General features: G+C 71.6%; 18 protein-coding genes. 9 read left to right on the top strand and 9 right to left on the bottom strand.

The genetic code is table 11. From position 1 onward, the window contains the following. The first annotated feature begins 5 nt into the window (after positions 1-5). Together BMX74_RS00645 and BMX74_RS00640 are read left to right on the top strand one after the other, a co-directional pair. Positions 6-332: a DUF3140 domain-containing protein gene (locus BMX74_RS00645; protein WP_055507790.1), complete on the top strand. Its 327-nt coding sequence runs from the start codon at positions 6-8 to the stop codon at positions 330-332. A gap of 105 nt (positions 333-437) precedes the next feature. Continuing rightward, complete coding sequence (locus BMX74_RS00640; RefSeq protein ID WP_055507788.1) at positions 438-653, top strand: hypothetical protein; 216 nt, start codon at positions 438-440, stop codon at positions 651-653. Positions 654-834: 181 nt separating this feature from the next. On the opposite strand, the gene BMX74_RS00635 is transcribed toward BMX74_RS00640, so the two are convergent. After that, positions 835-1,434: a TetR/AcrR family transcriptional regulator gene (locus tag BMX74_RS00635; protein WP_055507786.1), complete on the bottom strand. Its 600-nt coding sequence runs from the start codon at positions 1,432-1,434 to the stop codon at positions 835-837. Between the two features lie 46 nt (positions 1,435-1,480). Between BMX74_RS00635 and BMX74_RS00630 the strand changes: the two genes are divergently transcribed. Next, positions 1,481-2,419, top strand: a complete 939-nt coding sequence (locus BMX74_RS00630; RefSeq protein ID WP_091097480.1) for a beta-ketoacyl-ACP synthase III — start codon at positions 1,481-1,483, stop codon at positions 2,417-2,419. 102 nt (positions 2,420-2,521) lie between these two features. On the opposite strand, the gene BMX74_RS00625 is transcribed toward BMX74_RS00630, so the two are convergent. The 3 genes from BMX74_RS00625 to BMX74_RS00615 form a co-directional block, all read right to left on the bottom strand. Then, positions 2,522-3,196: a glycosyltransferase family 2 protein gene (locus tag BMX74_RS00625; RefSeq protein ID WP_091097478.1), complete on the bottom strand. Its 675-nt coding sequence runs from the start codon at positions 3,194-3,196 to the stop codon at positions 2,522-2,524. 57 nt (positions 3,197-3,253) lie between these two features. Continuing rightward, positions 3,254-4,252 carry an NAD-dependent epimerase/dehydratase family protein gene (locus BMX74_RS00620; protein WP_091097475.1) on the bottom strand — a complete coding sequence of 333 codons (999 nt, stop codon included), beginning with the start codon at positions 4,250-4,252 and terminating at the stop codon, positions 3,254-3,256. Positions 4,253-4,523: 271 nt separating this feature from the next. After that, positions 4,524-4,751: a hypothetical protein gene (locus tag BMX74_RS00615; RefSeq protein WP_055507779.1), complete on the bottom strand. Its 228-nt coding sequence runs from the start codon at positions 4,749-4,751 to the stop codon at positions 4,524-4,526. A gap of 48 nt (positions 4,752-4,799) precedes the next feature. Here BMX74_RS00615 and BMX74_RS00610 point away from each other — a divergent pair, with 48 nt between their 5' ends. The 5 genes from BMX74_RS00610 (at position 4,800) to BMX74_RS00590 (ending at position 9,109) form a co-directional block, all read left to right on the top strand. Then, a complete protein-coding gene (locus tag BMX74_RS00610; protein ID WP_091098017.1) occupies positions 4,800-5,924 on the top strand; it encodes a sensor histidine kinase in 1,125 nt (374 codons plus the stop codon). Further along, positions 5,921-6,589: a response regulator gene (locus BMX74_RS00605; RefSeq protein ID WP_091097473.1), complete on the top strand. Its 669-nt coding sequence runs from the start codon at positions 5,921-5,923 to the stop codon at positions 6,587-6,589. Before BMX74_RS00610 ends, BMX74_RS00605 begins: the two co-directional genes overlap by 4 nt. A gap of 97 nt (positions 6,590-6,686) precedes the next feature. Further along, complete coding sequence (locus tag BMX74_RS00600) at positions 6,687-7,940, top strand: cytochrome ubiquinol oxidase subunit I (protein WP_091097471.1); 1,254 nt, start codon at positions 6,687-6,689, stop codon at positions 7,938-7,940. A gap of 10 nt (positions 7,941-7,950) precedes the next feature. After that, complete coding sequence (locus tag BMX74_RS00595) at positions 7,951-8,691, top strand: cytochrome d ubiquinol oxidase subunit II (protein ID WP_091097468.1); 741 nt, start codon at positions 7,951-7,953, stop codon at positions 8,689-8,691. Between the two features lie 19 nt (positions 8,692-8,710). Further along, on the top strand, positions 8,711-9,109 hold the full coding sequence (locus tag BMX74_RS00590; protein ID WP_055507772.1) for a VOC family protein: 399 nt from the start codon (positions 8,711-8,713) through the stop codon (positions 9,107-9,109). Between the two features lie 8 nt (positions 9,110-9,117). Here BMX74_RS00590 and BMX74_RS00585 read toward each other — a convergent pair whose 3' ends face one another. From BMX74_RS00585 to BMX74_RS00565, 5 genes are all read right to left on the bottom strand, one after another. Further along, complete coding sequence (locus BMX74_RS00585; protein ID WP_091097466.1) at positions 9,118-10,872, bottom strand: bifunctional metallophosphatase/5'-nucleotidase; 1,755 nt, start codon at positions 10,870-10,872, stop codon at positions 9,118-9,120. Between the two features lie 36 nt (positions 10,873-10,908). Beyond that, positions 10,909-11,412 (bottom strand): alpha/beta fold hydrolase, encoded by a 504-nt coding sequence (locus BMX74_RS00580; protein ID WP_256256712.1) that lies wholly within the window; start codon positions 11,410-11,412, stop codon positions 10,909-10,911. A gap of 52 nt (positions 11,413-11,464) precedes the next feature. Further along, a complete protein-coding gene (locus BMX74_RS00575; RefSeq protein ID WP_091097464.1) occupies positions 11,465-13,129 on the bottom strand; it encodes an alpha-amylase family protein in 1,665 nt (554 codons plus the stop codon). An 88-nt stretch (positions 13,130-13,217) separates the two neighbouring features. After that, positions 13,218-13,988, bottom strand: a complete 771-nt coding sequence (locus BMX74_RS00570) for a hypothetical protein (protein ID WP_091097462.1) — start codon at positions 13,986-13,988, stop codon at positions 13,218-13,220. Further along, entirely contained in the window at positions 13,985-14,539 is a 555-nt protein-coding gene (locus BMX74_RS00565; protein WP_143078504.1) for a hypothetical protein, read from the bottom strand. Before BMX74_RS00565 ends, BMX74_RS00570 begins: the two co-directional genes overlap by 4 nt. Before the next feature lie 173 nt (positions 14,540-14,712). Between BMX74_RS00565 and BMX74_RS00560 the strand changes: the two genes are divergently transcribed. Continuing rightward, positions 14,713-15,588, top strand: a complete 876-nt coding sequence (locus BMX74_RS00560; protein WP_091097457.1) for a helix-turn-helix domain-containing protein — start codon at positions 14,713-14,715, stop codon at positions 15,586-15,588. The last annotated feature ends 11 nt before the right edge of the window (positions 15,589-15,599 follow it).

Genomic DNA, 15,599 nt, shown 5'->3' with positions numbered 1-15,599 from the left:
GGCGCATGAGTGAGGCTAGTGAGGGTTTCGACACGGAGATGCTCTGGGACGAGTTCCACCGGGTGGTCAACATGAACTCGGAGGAGCTGCGCGCGTTCCTGCTCGCCGACGCCTCGGACGAGGAGGGCTTCCCGCCGGACCCCGATCTCGGCGTCGACGAGCTGGGACGCGCCGTGCTGCACGTCCTGGCCAAGCGGAAGGGCGATCTGACGAAAGTCGATCTGGAGGTGATGCGGCAGGTCGTCGAGCTCGTCGAGACGATGCACGACAGGACCGACGACGAGTCGCGCCACGAGCTGATGTCCGTCGGCCACGACCCGCTGAGAGGGTAACCGTCCAGGTGCGGCGGCGGGCGCCGCGGCGATTCACCGAATGGTGGATCCGGCGCCGGTCCAGGTGATGCAATGGGCCGCACCGTCTTCACCCGAGGAGATCCGTTGAGAGACAACCTCGACCTCGCCGCGAGCGCTCAGGAGCTGGCCGAAGCCGCGCCGACGGGGTCGCTCGACCACGCCGCCGCCTCCTCCGTGGCGATCACGCTCGCCACGACGCGCGACATCGCCGACGCCAGGAAGGCGCTCGACGGCGTCACGCCCGAGGACGTCCGCAGGGCGGCCCTGGACCTGTTCGACCGGCTCTCCGCCGAGGCCTGACGCACCCGCCCGTCTCCAGGCGCCCCAGACGCCCGGGTCCCAGACGCCCGGGTCTCAGGCGCCCGGGTCTCAGGCGCCGGGTTTCAGGCGCTCGGTGTCAGGCGTTGGGCTTCAGGCGCTCGGTGTCAGGCGTTGGGTTTCAGGCGTTGGGTTTCAGGCGTTGGGTTTCAGGCGTTGGGTTTCAGGCGCCCAGTTTGGCGCGTACCGCCCGGCGGGCGCGCGCGGGAGCCTGCGGGTCGCGGTGCAGCTGGACGGCGTGGTTGGCCGCCATGACCACGCCCATCAGCTCGAACGCGAGCTGCTCGGGCTCGGTGCCGTCCGGCAGGTCCCCGGCCTCCGCCGCGCGCCCGGCCTCCTTGACCAGCCGCCCGCGCCAGGCGTCGAACCTGGCCTCGACCGCGTCGCGCACCGCCCCCGGACGGCCGTCGAACTCGTGCGCCGCCGCCACGAAGAAGCACCCGCCGGGGAAGACGCCGCGTTCCAGGTAGGAGATCCACTCCTCGCAGAGCGCGCGCAGCCGGGGCAGGCCGGGCGGCGTCGCCCGCACCGGCTCCCACACCTCGGTGCGGAACACCTCTCCCGCCCGGTCGAGCACGGCGAGCTGCAGCGCCTCCTTCGACCCGAAGTGCCCGATCACGCCGGATTTGCTCATGCCCAGCTCGGCGGCGAGCCTGCCGATGGTCAGGCCCTCCAGCCCCTCGGCCGACGCGATGGCGACGGAGCGGTCGAGGATGGCGTCGCGGGTCTGCATCGCCTCGGCGGCGGAGTGGCGCGGGCTCATGCGCCCCACCTTAGCGTCCGAACGTTCGATTGCTATAGTCCGCCGCATGAGCGGATCACGACTGGTCGCCACCGGCCACTACCAGCCCGCCAGGGTGCTGACGAACGAGGAGCTGGCGACGATGGTCGACACCAGCGACGAGTGGATCGGCAAGCGGGTCGGCATCAGGGAGCGGCGCGTCGCCGCACCCGGCGAGACCGTCACCGACCTGGCCGCGCAGGCCGCCGCCAAGGCCCTCGCGGCGAGCGGCCTCGACCCGTCCGCCATCGACCTCCTCCTCGTCGCCACCTGCACCCAGACGGAGCGCGCGCCCAACGTGGCCTCCCGGGTGGCCGCCAGGCTCGGCGTGCCCGCCGCCGCGCTCATGGACGTCGGCGTCTCCTGCTCCGGCTTCACCCACGCGCTCGCGCTGGCCGACCACACCATCCGCGCCGGAGCCGCCACCCGCGCCCTCGTCGTGGGCGCCGACATGATGACCGCCGTCACCGACTGGACCGACCGCACCACCTGCGTCCTCACCGGCGACGGCGCGGGCGCCGCCGTGGTCGCCGCCGCCCCCGAGCCGGAGATCGGGCCCGTGGTGTGGGGCTCGGCGCCCGAGCTCGGCACCGCCGTACGCATCGAGGGCACGCCCACCCGCTTCGCCCAGGACGGGCAGACCGTCTACCGCTGGGCCACCACCCGGCTCCCCGAGATCGCCCGCCTGGCCTGCGAGCGCGGCGGCGTCGCCCCCGAGGACCTCGCCGCCGTCGTCCTCCACCAGGCGAACCTGCGCATCATCGAGCCCATCGCCCAGAAACTCGGCGCGGTCAACGCGATCGTCGCCCGCGACGTGGTGGAGTCGGGCAACACCTCGGCCGCGAGCGTGCCGCTCGCGCTCTCCAAGCTGCTGGAGCGCGGCGAGGTGGAGCGGGGGGCGCCCGTGCTGCTGTTCGGGTTCGGCGGCAACCTCTCGTACGCGGGGATGGTGGTGCGCTGCCCGTGACAAGCCGCCGGTGACGCGCGTCGCACCGGGTCAGCCGTGGACGGTGAGCGCCTCCCGAAGGTCAGCGGTGGACGGTGAGCGCCTCCCGGAGGTCAGCGGAGGTCAGCGGTGGGCGGCGAGCACCGCGCGCATGTCGGCGACCGCCCTGAGCGTGCCGCGTACCGTGCCCGTGACCTTGGAGCGCCCGGCGCGGGGGTGGTAGCGCACGTCCCGCTCGGTGACGCGCCAGCCCGCGGCGGCGGCCCGCAGCACCGTCTCCAGGGGGTAGCCGAACCTGCGGTCCTCCACCCCCAGCCCGACCAGCTCCTCCCTGCGGCAGGCCCGCATCGGGCCGAGGTCGCGCACCGGCACGCCGGAGCGGCGCCGCAGCCGCCGCGCCAGGACGGCGTTCCCGAGCCGGGCGTGGGCCGGCCAGGCCCCTGCTCCGGCCGGCACCCTCCGCCCGAGCACGAGGTCCGCCTCGCCCGCGACGACGGGCCCGCTGACGAGCGGCAGCTCACGCGGATCGAGGGAGGCGTCGGCGTCCATGAAGCAGACGACGTCCGCGACGGCCGCCATCAGCCCCGCGTGGCAGGCGGCGCCGAACCCGCGCACCGGCTCGCGCACCACGGTCGCGCCGTACGCGGCGGCCACGTCGGCCGACCCGTCCGCCGACCCGTTGTCGACGACGATCGGCCGGTAGCCGGGCGGCATCCGCTTGAGCACCCACGGCAGCGCCAGGGCCTCGTCGAGGCACGGCAGCACGACGTCGATCACGCGGTCACCCGTGGGTCGCATCCCGTCTCCCCGTCTTCCCGCTCTCACCGTCTGCCCGCTCTCCCCGTCTTCCCGCTCTCACCGGACGGCGACGCGGGCGAACTCCGCGACGCCGTCCTCGAACCCGACCCGCGCCGCGAAGCCCAGCTCGCACGCCGCCCGCTCGGGCGAGGCGACGACGTGGCGGACGTCGCCCAGCCGGTACTGGCCGGTCGTGACCGGCGCGGGCCCGCCGGTGGCCGCGGCCAGCGCCCGCGCCAGCTCGCCCACCGTGCGTGGCACGCCGCTCGCCACGTTGTACGCCCTCAGCTCCCCCGCGCGCGACGCCTCCCCCAGCGCGGCGAGCGCCAGGACGTTGGCCCTCGCCACGTCCCGTACGTGCACGAAGTCGCGCCGCTGGCCGCCGTCCTCGTAGACGCGCGGGGCGCGGCCCGCCAGCAGGGCGGACAGGAAGATCGAGGCCACCCCCGCGTACGGCGTGTCGCGCGGCATGCGGGGGCCGTAGACGTTGTGGTAGCGCAGCGACACCGCGGCTCCGCCGGTCTCGCGCGCCCAGCTCGCGGCCAGGTGCTCCTGGGCCAGCTTGGTCGCGGCGTACGCGTTGCGCGGGTCGGGCGCGGCGTCCTCGGAGACGTCGGCCGGCGCGAGGAGGCCGCCGCAGCGCGGGCACAGCGGCTCGTAGCGGCCTTCGGCCAGGTCCCGCTCCAGCCTGGGCCCCGGCCGCACCCAGCCGTGCGTGGGGCAGTCGTAGGCGCCCTCGCCGTACACCACCATCGAGCCGGCCAGCACCAGCCGGGCGACCCCGTGCCTGGCCATGGCGGCGAGCAGCACGGCCGTGCCGTAGGCGTTGGCCGAGGCGTAGGAGGGCAGGTCGCCGACGTCCACGCCGAGCCCCACCTTGGCGGCCTGGTGCACGACCGCGTCCACGCCGGGCAGCAGGCGGTCGAGCGCCGCGGCGTCCCGCACGTCCACGCCGCCGCGCAGGTCGGCCTCGACCACCTCGTACCATTCGCGGCGGAGCGCCTCGGCGACGTGCCCGCCGATGAACCCCGCAGATCCGGTGAGCAACACGCGCATGCCCCGATCAAACCCCGGCGGAGGCCGCCCGGATCTTACGAACCGGGAACGGCACACGGCCCAGGGACGACGCGCGGCAAAGGGGCTAGGGGGCGCCGGTCGTGAGGATCTCGCCGATGACGCCGAGGTCGTCGAACACCTCCGGCGTGCGCGGCCGCGGTCTGCCGTGTCGCTGCCGCCGTCCTGTCGTCGTCTGTCGTCGTGCTGTCGTCGTGCTGTCGTCGTCCTGCCGGCCGCTGTCGTCCCCTGCCGCCTCGCGGCGGGGCGGGGGTCAGGTCTGGGGTGAGGACTCGCGTTCGAGGCGGGCGCGCAGGCCGTCGCGGCGCCGTTCGAGGTCGGCGATCAGCTCGCCCTGCTCGTCGGCCAGGGCGATGAGCGCGGAGATCTCGACCTGGTCGGTCGCGCCCATGTTCCTGACCTGCTCGCGGATGTCCTTGTTCTCGGCCTTGAGCCGGGCCAGGTCCTCTTCGACCTGCTGGAGTTCGTCCTTGATACTCATTTTTGCCCCATACCCAACGAGGCAGCGGAGCATTACAGAATGCTGGCCATGAGGACTCCCTCGCCGAGCACCGTCGTGTCGGCGGGCGTCGTCGCCGTCGTGCTGGGCGGCGCGCTCGCCGGGCACCTGGCCCGTGACGGCGTGTCGCCGAACGCCGTGGACGTGCTGTCGCCGCTCGTCGCGGGCGCGGCGCTGATGCTCCGCCGGCGGTTCCCCGTGCCGGTCCTGGTCGTGATCATGATCTGCACGGCGCTCTACTATCCGTTCGGCACCCTGGACGGCCCGATCATGCTGTTCGCGTTCGTCGCCCTGTACACGGCGGCCGACCAGGGGCACCTGGTCGCGGCCACGACGGTCGGGGCGGCGGCGCTGCTCGCCATGGGGCTGGGCGAGACCGGCAAGGTCAGGCACGTCAACGACAGCCTCTTCCTCATGATCGCCGGCTGGGTGGTGGCGGCGGTCGCGTTCGGCGGCGTCACGAGGAACCGCAGGGCGTACCTGCTGGAGGCGGAGCGGCGGGCGCTGGACGCGGAGCACGGCAAGGAGGAGGAGGCCAGGCGGCGCGCGAGCGAGGAGCGGCTGCGCATCGCGCGGGAGCTGCACGACGTGCTCGGCCACAACATCTCCATGATCAACGTCCAGGCGTCGGCGGCGCTGCACGGGCTGAAGAAGCGCCCCGAGGACGCCGAGCGGGCCCTCAGGACCATCAAGGAGACCAGCAAGGAGACGCTGCGCGAGCTGCGCACGACGCTGGGCGTGCTGCGCCAGGTGGACGAGGACGCCCCGACGGCTCCCGCGGGGAGCCTGGCGCGCCTGGACGCGCTGGTGTCCGCCTCGGGGCTGACCGTCCGCACGCGGGTGTCCGGGCCGCTCGACGGGCTGCCGACGGAGGTGGACCTCGCGGCCGTCCGCATCGTCAGGGAGGCGCTGGCGAACGTCTCGCGCCACGCGGGAACCGGGGAGGCCGCCCTGTCCGTCAGCAACGCATCAGGACATATCGTGATCGAGGTGGAAGATGATGGCCCTGGCGCCGTCTACACCGACGGCACCGGCTTCGGCATCCAGGGCATGCGCGAGCGCGCCGCGGCGCTCGGCGGCACGCTGCAGGCCGGGCCGCGCCCCGAGGGCGGCTTCCGCGTCGCCGCCCGACTCCCCCTGAACGGAGCCACATGATCCGCGTACTCCTCGCCGACGACCAGACCCTGGTCAGGGCCGGTTTCCGCTCCATACTCAGCGACGAGGACGACATCGAGGTGGTCGCGGAGGCGGCCAACGGCGCCGCGGCGGTGGCGGCGGCCCGCGAGCACCGGCCCGACGTGGTGCTCATGGACTTCCGCATGCCCGAGCTGGACGGCCTGGAGGCCACCGCCAGGATCGCCGGCGACGACCGGCTCGACGGCGTCCGGGTGATCATCCTGACCACGTTCGACCTCGACGACTACGTGTACGGCGCGCTGCGGGCGGGGGCGAGCGGCTTCCTCGTCAAGGACACCGAGCCCGCCGAGCTGATCCACGCGGTCAGGGTGGTGGCCAGGGGCGACGCGCTGATCGCGCCCTCGGTCACGCGCCGGCTGATCGCCGAGTTCGCCGGCCGGGTCAAGCCGCCGGAGCCCGGCCCCCGGCTCAACGCGCTCACCGAGCGCGAGCGCGAGGTCATGACGCTCGTCGCGGGCGGCCTGTCGAACGACGAGATCGCCGCCCGGCTCGTGCTCAGCCCGGCGACGGCGAAGACGCACGTCAGCCGCATCATGACCAAGCTCGGGGTCCGCGACAGGGCCCAGCTCGTCGTGATCGCGTACGAGGCCGGGATGATCACGCCGGGCTGGCTTACATCCTGAGGAGTACGCCGGGCCCCGCATGGGGCCCGAAGTCGTACGGGCGATGCCCTCCGGGGCAGGACGCGGCGGGGCGGACCGTGCCGCCATGCTCGGCGGAATGGAAACCGTGGACCTGGCTCGGCTGCAGTTCGCGCTCACCGCGGGCGCGCACTTCCTGTTCGTGACGCTGACGCTCGGCCTGGCGACGCTCGTCGCCGTCGTCCAGACGCGGGCGACGTTCTCCCGCAACCCCGTGCACCTCCGGATGACCCGCTTCTGGGGCCAGCTGTACGTCATCAACTACGCCATGGGCATCGTCACCGGCCTGGTCATGGAGTTCCAGCTCGGCCTGTCGTGGAGCGGGCTGACGGAGTACGCGGGCGACGTGTTCGGCGCGTCGCTGGCGATCGAGACGCTGGTGGCGTTCTTCCTGGAGTCGACGTTCCTCGGCCTGTGGATCTTCGGCTGGGACCGGCTGAACCGCTGGGCGCACCTGGCGCTGATCTGGGTCGTCACGCTGACGGCGTACGCGTCGGCGTTCTGGATCCTGGTGGCGAACGGCTTCCTGCAGAACCCGGTCGGCTTCACCGAGAGCGGCGGCGCGCTGCACCTGGCCGACCTCGGCGCGCTGGTCGCCAACCCGCCCGCCCGGGTGGCGTTCTGGCACGTCCTCGGGGCGGCGCTGGTGACCGGCGGGTTCTTCATGGCCGGGGTGAGCGCGTTCCACCTGCGCAGGCGCACGCCCGAGCAGGACCTGTTCCGCAAGTCGCTGCGCGTCGGCGTCGGGGTGGCGCTGCCCGCGCTGCTGTTCACCGCGGCGTCCGGCGGCATGGGCTTCGAGACCATGCAGCTGCCCAAGATCGCGGCCTGGGCGGGCGACGCCGACCGGCTGGCCGAGGCGCAGGCCCAGCTCGCCGCCGTGCACGGGCCCGGCGACCACCTGCCGCCCGTGGAGGTGGTGCGCGGGGCCGGGCTGGCGATGATCCTGCTGTTCGTCCTGATGCTGGCGGTCGCGGCGGCCAGCTTCCTGCTCATGGTGATACGTCCGGCCGTGCGGGGGTTCCGGCTCTGGCACTGGTGCCTGACCCTGATGATCCCGGTGCCGTTCGCCGCGGTGCTCGCCGGGTGGATCTTCCGGGAGATGGGCCGCCAGCCCTGGGCCGTGTACGGGCGGCTGACCACGGCGGAGGCGATGTCACCGGTCACGTCCGGGCAGATGGCGCTGTCGCTCACGGCTTTCACCGGCGTGTTCGCGGTGCTGATCGGCGTGAACTACTGGCTGCTGGCCAGGGCGGCGCGGCGCGGCCCCGAGGGCGCGGCGCTGGGCGCCGACCGGCCCGCCGACGTCCCCGTCCCCGTCCCGGCGTTCTGAAGGAGCCGACGTGGAGCTGTTCATCCTGGCCTTCTTCACCCTCGGCTACCTGGTGCTCGGCGGGGCCGACATCGGCGTGGGCATGCTGCTGCCGTACCTGGGGCGCTCGTCCGAGGAGCGGCGCGAGGTGATCGCCGCGATCGCGCCGTTCTTCCTCGGCAACGAGGTGTGGCTGGTCGCGGCCGCGGGCGTGCTGGCGGGGCTCTTCCCGTCGGCGGAGGGCGGGCTGCTGGCCGGCAACTACGCGATGATCGTGGCGCTGCTCGTGTCGTGGGTGGCCCGCGACATGGGGCTGTGGCTGCGCGGCAGGCTGCCGGGCGCGCGCTGGCGGCTCGGCTGCGACGCCGTGACCGTGGCGGGGAGCTGGGGCCTGGCGCTGAGCTGGGGCGTGCTGCTCGGCCACGTCCTGCTCGGCATCGAGGGCCCGCTCGGGCTGCTGCCCGCGCTGGCCGTGACGGCGCTGTTCGGCACGCACGGGCTGAGCTTCGCCGCGCTGCGGCTGCGCGGCGGGCTGCGGCGCCGGGCAGCGGTGCTGTCGGGCGGCTCGGGCGAGGTGCGCACGTACGCGCTGACCGCGTCGGCGCTGGTCGCGGTGGGCCTGCTGGCCGGGCTCAGGCTCAGCCCCGTGCCGGGCACGGCGGCGGCGACGCTCGCGCCGGTGGTGCTGGCGCTGATCCCGCTGCTGGTGGGGTCGCAGGCGTGGGTGTGGTGGACGTTCAGGCACCGGGTGACCGGACCGTCGTACCTGTGAGGAATGTACTGTTCCGATCATGACGGTACGCGAGCTGCGGCTGGTCGTGACGGCCGAGGACTACGAGCAGGCCCTGACCTTCTACCGGGACGTGCTGGGCCTGCCCGAGCGCGCCGCGTTCGCCTCGGAGGGCGGCCGGGTGACCATCCTGGAGGCGGGCAGGGCGACCCTGGAGATCGCCGACCCGCCCCACGCGGCCTACATCGACGAGGTCGAGGTGGGCCGCAGGGTGGCCGGTCACATCAGGGTCGCCTTCGAGGTGGACGACGCGGCGGCCGGCACGGCGCGGCTGGCCGAGGCGGGAGCCGAGGTGGTCGCGGAGCCCACTCGGACCCCGTGGAACTCGCTCAACTCCCGCCTGGAAGGGCCTGCCGGGCTGCAGCTCACCCTGTTCGAGGAGCTGGGCGGCAGCGCCTAGGACGCTGCCTAGAACAGCGGCCGGCCGTCGCGGGTCAGCTTCCAGTTGGAGGCGGCGAAGTCGGCCGGGTCGATCGTGCCCTGCGCCGTGGCGTACTCGATCAGGGCCTGGCGGATCTCCACCTGGGCGTTGTAGAGCACGGGCGCGGTGGTGACGTGCGGGAAGCCGCCGCCGCCCGACTGGCGGTAGTTGTTGATGGCGACGACGAACTCCTTGTCGGCCGGGATCGGCGCGCCCTCGTACGTCAGGCCGGCGATGCGCTGCCCGGCCGGCTTGGCCACGTCGATGTCGTACGAGACGCCGGAGAGCTGGTCGTAGTTGTAGTCGGGCGTGTTGCCGGCGTTGGTCAGCTTGGAGACGTCCACGGGGTCACCGGGGGCGAGCTGGTTGAAGTACCTGGCGGAGTGCTCCAGGTAGTCCTTGATCTGCGCGCCGGTCATCTTGATCGCCAGCAGCGTGTTGTCGTAGACGTACAGGCCGGCCACGTCGCGCACGCGGACGTCGCCCGCGGGGAAGACGGCGGTGCGGCTGAACGGCGCGGCGATCGACAGCACCGGCAGGGTGTTGCCGGGCAGCGCCTGCTTGACCGTCTCGGTCTGCACCTTCTGGATGTAGTCGAGGATCGGCGTGTCCTTGTACGGCGACTCGGCGGCCGACAGCTCCTGCGACGACTTGGCGACGACCTTGTTGACGTAGCCCACGGTGGTGTCGTGCTGCGGCTTCAGCAGCTCGACGATCTTCGGGTCCTCCTGGACCGTGTTGGTGTTGAGCGTCGTGGAGGACTTGCCTGTCACGGTCCAGCGGCCCTGCCGCTTGGTGAGCTGGAAGTCCATGACGGACAGGCGCTGGCCCCACTTGCCCGGCTCGGTCAGCAGCACCTGCCGGCCGGTGACCTTGTTGGTGACGAAGCGCTGCGCCACCTCGTTGTGGGCGTGCCCGAACAGCACCGCGTCCACGCCGGGCACCTGCTCGGCGACCATGGCGGAGGCGTTCTCCACCGGCAGGTCGCCGCCGTACGACGACAGGCCGCTGTCGCCGGCGTGCGCGGTCACGACGACCACGTCGGCGCCGAGGCCGCGGATGACGGGCACCCACTTCTTGGCCGACTCGACGAGGTCGGTGAAGCGGAGCCTGCCCTCGACGTTGGCCTTGTCCCAGATGGCGACGCCGGGGTTGGTCAGGCCGAGCACGCCCACCTTGATCGGCTTCTCGCCGGCCACATTCATCGTCTTGATGACGAACGGCTTGTACGCGGGCAGGCCGCTGCGCTCGTACACGGCGTTGGCGCCGAGCACCGGGGCCTTCATCTGCCGCACCCAGGTGGCCAGCAGGGGCAGACCGTAGTTGAACTCGTGGTTGCCGAGGGTCACCGCGTCGTACCCGATGGCGTTCATGGCCTTGGCCATGGGGTGGGTGTCGCCGGTCGTGGTGATCGGCTCGACCTTGGCGTAGTAGTACGCCAGCGGGGTGCCCTGGATGGTGTCGCCGGAGTCGAACAGCAGCGTGTGGTCCGCGCCCCGCTCGGCACGGATCTTGTCGACCAGGGACGACACCTGGGCCAGGCCGACCTTGTTGCCGGCCTTGTCGGCGTAGGCGGCGTCCTTGAAGTAGTCCCAGTTGAGCACGTTGCTGTGGAGGTCCGACGTGCCCATGACGGTGACGGTGACGGTCTTCTCACCGGCCGCCGCCTGCGCGGAGGGCGCGACCAGGGCCAGCGCGGTCAGCGCGACGGCCCCGGGCAGGACGAGTCTGTTGGTCTGCATGTGCCTGGAGAGTAACCAGGACAAATTACTCGCCGATTACGATTCGCCGCACTGTTCACCGTCGATGAAGTGTCGGATCAGGGTCACGACCTCCTCGGGACGCTCGTGCAGGACGACGTGGCCGCTGTCCAGCTCGGCGTACTCGCTGCCGGGGATCGCCGCGTGCAGGGCGCGGGCGTGCTCGACCGGGACCAGGTGGTCGCGCGTCGCGCCCACCACCAGCGTGGGCGCGGTGATGCGCGGCAGCAGGTCCCTCACGTCCACGCGCAGGTCGAGCTCGATCTGGCGGACCGTGCCGCGCGGGGGCTCGCCCGCCGGCATCGCCTTGACGCCCTCCTCGCCCAGCCCGCTCACGTACGAGGGGCCGAAGGCCATGAGCGGGCCGTACGCGGCGAAGCGCGGCCGCCCCGCGGGCTGCCTCGTCATCTGCGCGGCCGTGAACTGCGGCTCCGACTCCGCTGAGGGGGAGGAGCTGCTGCGCGGCCTCAGGAATGACGCCAGGGCGGCGCTGAAGCGGCGCATCGACGACGACCTGGCCACCGGCCTGCTCCCACGCCATGACGCCCGCCCCCGGCGGGAGGCCGGCCGGTCCTCACTGGGACTTCACGGACGCGTCCTCCGGCGGCACCTCAGGAGGGGCGGCGCGCAGCCAGCGGCAGCCGTGCGGGTCGAGCGGCAGCCGCACCCCGCCCTCGGGCGACACCTTCACCGTGCCGTCCACCAGGAGATCGGTGAGCCGGTACGACTCCAGCCCCGGCAGCTTCAGCTCCACGTCCACGGCGGTGTCACAGAGGTTGTGCGCCACCACCACCGACGCCCCGTCGGCGTCGCAGCGGTGCGCCATCACCGCGGGATGGCCCGTCTCCAGCACCGTGTACTCGCCCCACGCCAGCTCGGGGCACTCCCGGTAGCGCTCGATGAGGAGCTGGAACCAGCGCAGCAGCGAGTCGGTGTCGCGCTTCTGGTCGGCCACGTTCACCCGGTCGGGGGCGAAGGAGCCCTCGGGGATCTCCCGCACCGGCCGGTTCCCCTGCGTGAAGCCGCCGTCCTCCGACCACTGCATCGGGATGCGCACCGCGAGCCTGCCCTCCTCCTCCAGGTTCTCGCCCATCCCGATCTCCTCCCCGTAGAAGATCACCGGGGTGCCGGGCAGCGAGAACAGCAGGCTGTAGGCCATCTTGATGCGCCGCAGGTCGCCGCCCAGCATGGTGGGCAGCCTGCGGCGCAGGCCGCGGCCGAAGATCTGCATGTCCTCGCGCGGGCCGAACGCCTCGAAGATCTCCTGGCGTTCCTCCTCACTCAGCTTGTCGAGCGTCAGCTCGTCGTGGTTGCGCAGGAACATCGCCCACTGGCAGTCCTGCGGCGGCTTCGGCCGCTCGCGTAACGCCTGGCCCAGCGGCTCGGCCTCGCCGCGCGCCATCGACAGCCAGGCGTGCTGCATGCCGATGAAGTCGAAGCACATGGTGAGCTGGTCGCCGAGGCCCTTGCCGAAGTACCGCATCAGGTCCGGGTACGGCACGTTCACCTCGCCCAGCAGGATCGAGCCGCCCTTGCGCCGCGTCATGAACGCCCGCAGGTCCGCCAGGAACTCGTGCGGGTTCGCCAGCTTCGGGTTGACGTTCTCGATGAGGAACGGCACCGCGTCCACCCGGAAGCCCGACAGGCCGAGCTCCATCCAGAAGCCGAGGATCCGGGTGATCTCGTCCCTGACCTCCGGGTTGCCGACGTTCAGGTCGGGCTGGTGCCGGTAGAAGCTGTGCAGGTAGTACTGGCCGCTGCCCTCGTCGTACTCCCAGATGCTGTTCTCCTTGTCGGGGAACACCACCTGCTTCGGGTCGTCGGGCTCGGGGGTGTCGGACCAGACGTACCAGTCCCGGAGGGGGGAGTCCTTGCTCCGCCTGGCCTCCTTGAACCAGGGGTGCTGGTCGGAGGTGTGGTTGACGACCAGATCGGCGATCACGCGCAGGCCGCGGTCGTGGGCCGTGCGCATGAACTCGACGAAGTCGCCCAGCGTCCCGAGCCTGGGGTCGATGGCGTAGAAGTCGGTGACGTCGTAGCCGTCGTCGCGGTTGGGGGTGGGGTAGAACGGCATGAGCCAGAGGCAGGTCACCCCGAGCCCGGCCAGGTAGTCGATCTGCTGCGTGAGGCCGCGGAAGTCGCCGATGCCGTCGTCGTTGCCGTCCTTGAAGGTCTCCACGTCGAGGCAGTAGACGACGGCGTTCTTCCACCACACGTCCGAGGTGTACGTCAGTCGCATGACCCCGGAGCTACCCCCAAGCCCCGGACAAATACCCGCAAAGGAACCGTCAAAGGGTCAGAGGAGGGTACCCCGGCCGGGCGTGGTTTCAGGGGGTGCGCAGGCCCTCGTCGTGCTTCGCGGTGAGCCGCCAGACCATCAGGATCGCCACCACGCCGAAGAACGCGTCCAGGACGTATGCGACGGACATCGCATTGGACACCGGGATCAGATCCGTGCCGACCGTCGCGCGATCCCCGCTCGCCTCGATGTCGAAGGACAGGTCGAGCATCTCCCACGCCAGCCACCGCGAAGCCATCGTGAAGAACAGCTCGTCGAGGATGCCGACGACTCCCCACACGATCACGAGCACGGAGGCCGGCCCTGGACGCCGTGGATGGCCGAGCCGCCAGATCTCGTTGACCATGACGATCAGCAGGATGTGCGTCACCAGGCCGAACAGCGTGGCCGGAAGGAACAGAACGGGCAGCACGAAGCTGGCGAGTTCGAGCGCGATGGGCGCGACGAACACCGCGACCAGGGTCTCCTTCTTCCACTGAAGCCTTCCGGGCGTGCGCAGCTCGATGTTGGCCCGCATCCGCAGCAGAAGGACGATCCAGATGCCGATCGTGCCCCAGTTGAGCAGAGTGGTCGCCCATCCCAGCGCGCCGAGCTGCGCCAGCCGGTCGGTCGCCTCGCCGGTGGTGAGTTCCTCGACATCGCCGCGCAACGCCTGCCACTGCGTGACGCTCACCAGGTCCAGTACGGAGCTCACCGCGATGGCGAGGTCGACCACGACGGCCAGCCGGATGACCGGTCCGAGACGCGGCGGCGTATGAGGATGCGACTGCTGTGGCGGTCCGTACGGCTGCTGGCTCATCTCATGACTCCAGAAGTCGCGGTCCTGATGCCCGGCTCCATCCGCCCCGCGCCGCCGTTCCCGCCGTCGGATCGACGGCCGTCCTCGATGACGGTGATGCGGAACCTCAGGTACCCGCTGTTGTCCTTCAGGCAGTTGTCGCCGTCGTTGATGCGCAGCTGGAACTTCATCCATCCGGTGGCCGCGGGCCGCACCGTCCACGTCTCGCCGAGCGTCTTGGCCTCGCGGCCGGTCATGTACATCAAGCTGCCGTACGGCGCGTCGGGCTTGTACTTGCAGCCCTGCCAGATGCGCGAGTCGGTGGCGGCGTCGTATCCCCTCGGGCCGACGGGGGCGTACCGGTCGCCGTCGACGCTCCAGCCCGGGCCCGCGTAGGTGAAGCGGAGCTTCTGCCTGTCGGTGACGTAGAAGTGGTAGCTGCGCCAGCCGATGTCAGGGCTGACATAGATCATGCTCGGTACGGCAGTGGCCTGGGCGGGGGACACGGCGGCGAGCGGGGTGACGATCGCCGTCGCGAGCGTGAGGGAGGCGGCCATCGGGCGAATGCGCATGAGAACGCTCCTGGAGAAGGTGTGCTGGATGACAGCAGTTTGCGGAGCGAGCGGGAGCCATTTCCATGTTCGGCGGGGATCGTGAAGATCGACGTTCGTTATCCCAGCTCATCCGGATGTTCATCGATGTTGCCGAACAATGGTGAGCACCGGATGAGCGTGAGGGAGGAACGGTGGGGCGCACCCCGAATCCACTGGAAGGAGAGGGACCCGTCGTCGAGTTCGCCGACCGGCTGCGCACATTACGCGGAGAGGCGGGCCTGACCCAGCGCACGCTGGCCGCCAAATGCCACTACGCGCCGAGCACGATCTCCATGGCGGAGAGTGGCAAGAAGGTTCCGTCATGGGAGGTCGTGGAGACCTTCGTCAAGGCCTGCGGTGTCGCCGACCTCACCGAGTGGCGTGAGGCCTGGCACGCCGTCCAGGAGACGGCCACCGTGGCGGACGCTCCTGCCGGGACAACTGATCCCCAGGAAGAGGCGTCGGGGCGGAGATGGCCGCGGGCCTGGGGTGTGCCGGTGATCGTGGCGATCGTGTCGTCGGCACTGACGTGGGCAGTGGCGCTGATGGTGCTGCAGCCCCGTCCCGGCTCCATCCCCTCCGCTCGGGCCACTCCCGCCGCGACCTACCCCTCGGGCAGGGACCCGATGCCGACGCAGGCCTGCGGCGGCACGACCTTGGGCTACGACTGCCGCGGCAAGTCCCCGCGCATGTGGGGCTGCTGGGACCCCGCGAACGCCGTCATCGGCAGCATGAAGGAGATCACCACCAGATACGGCAAGGCGTACCTGGAGAACTGGTATTCCAAGACATGCGGTACGAACTGGGCCAGGCTGAAGATGCCCGACTCCTGGTCGGCCAGGGTCGAGATCGCCTCCAGGGAGGCCAGGCTCTGCCACCCCGCCGACTGCGTCAGCTACGACGCCACCATGCCGCCCCTGTACACCGACATGATCTTCGGTATGAACACCCCGATCACCGCCCACGCCTTCATCAAGCTGCCCTCGGGCGAGGAGAAGAAGGTGACGGCGGACACCACAGCAGGCTGACAATCGCCCAG

Source organism: Nonomuraea pusilla (assembly GCF_900109355.1).
GTDB lineage: Bacteria > Actinomycetota > Actinomycetes > Streptosporangiales > Streptosporangiaceae > Nonomuraea > Nonomuraea pusilla.
This window is presented reverse-complemented; position numbering and strand designations above follow the sequence as displayed.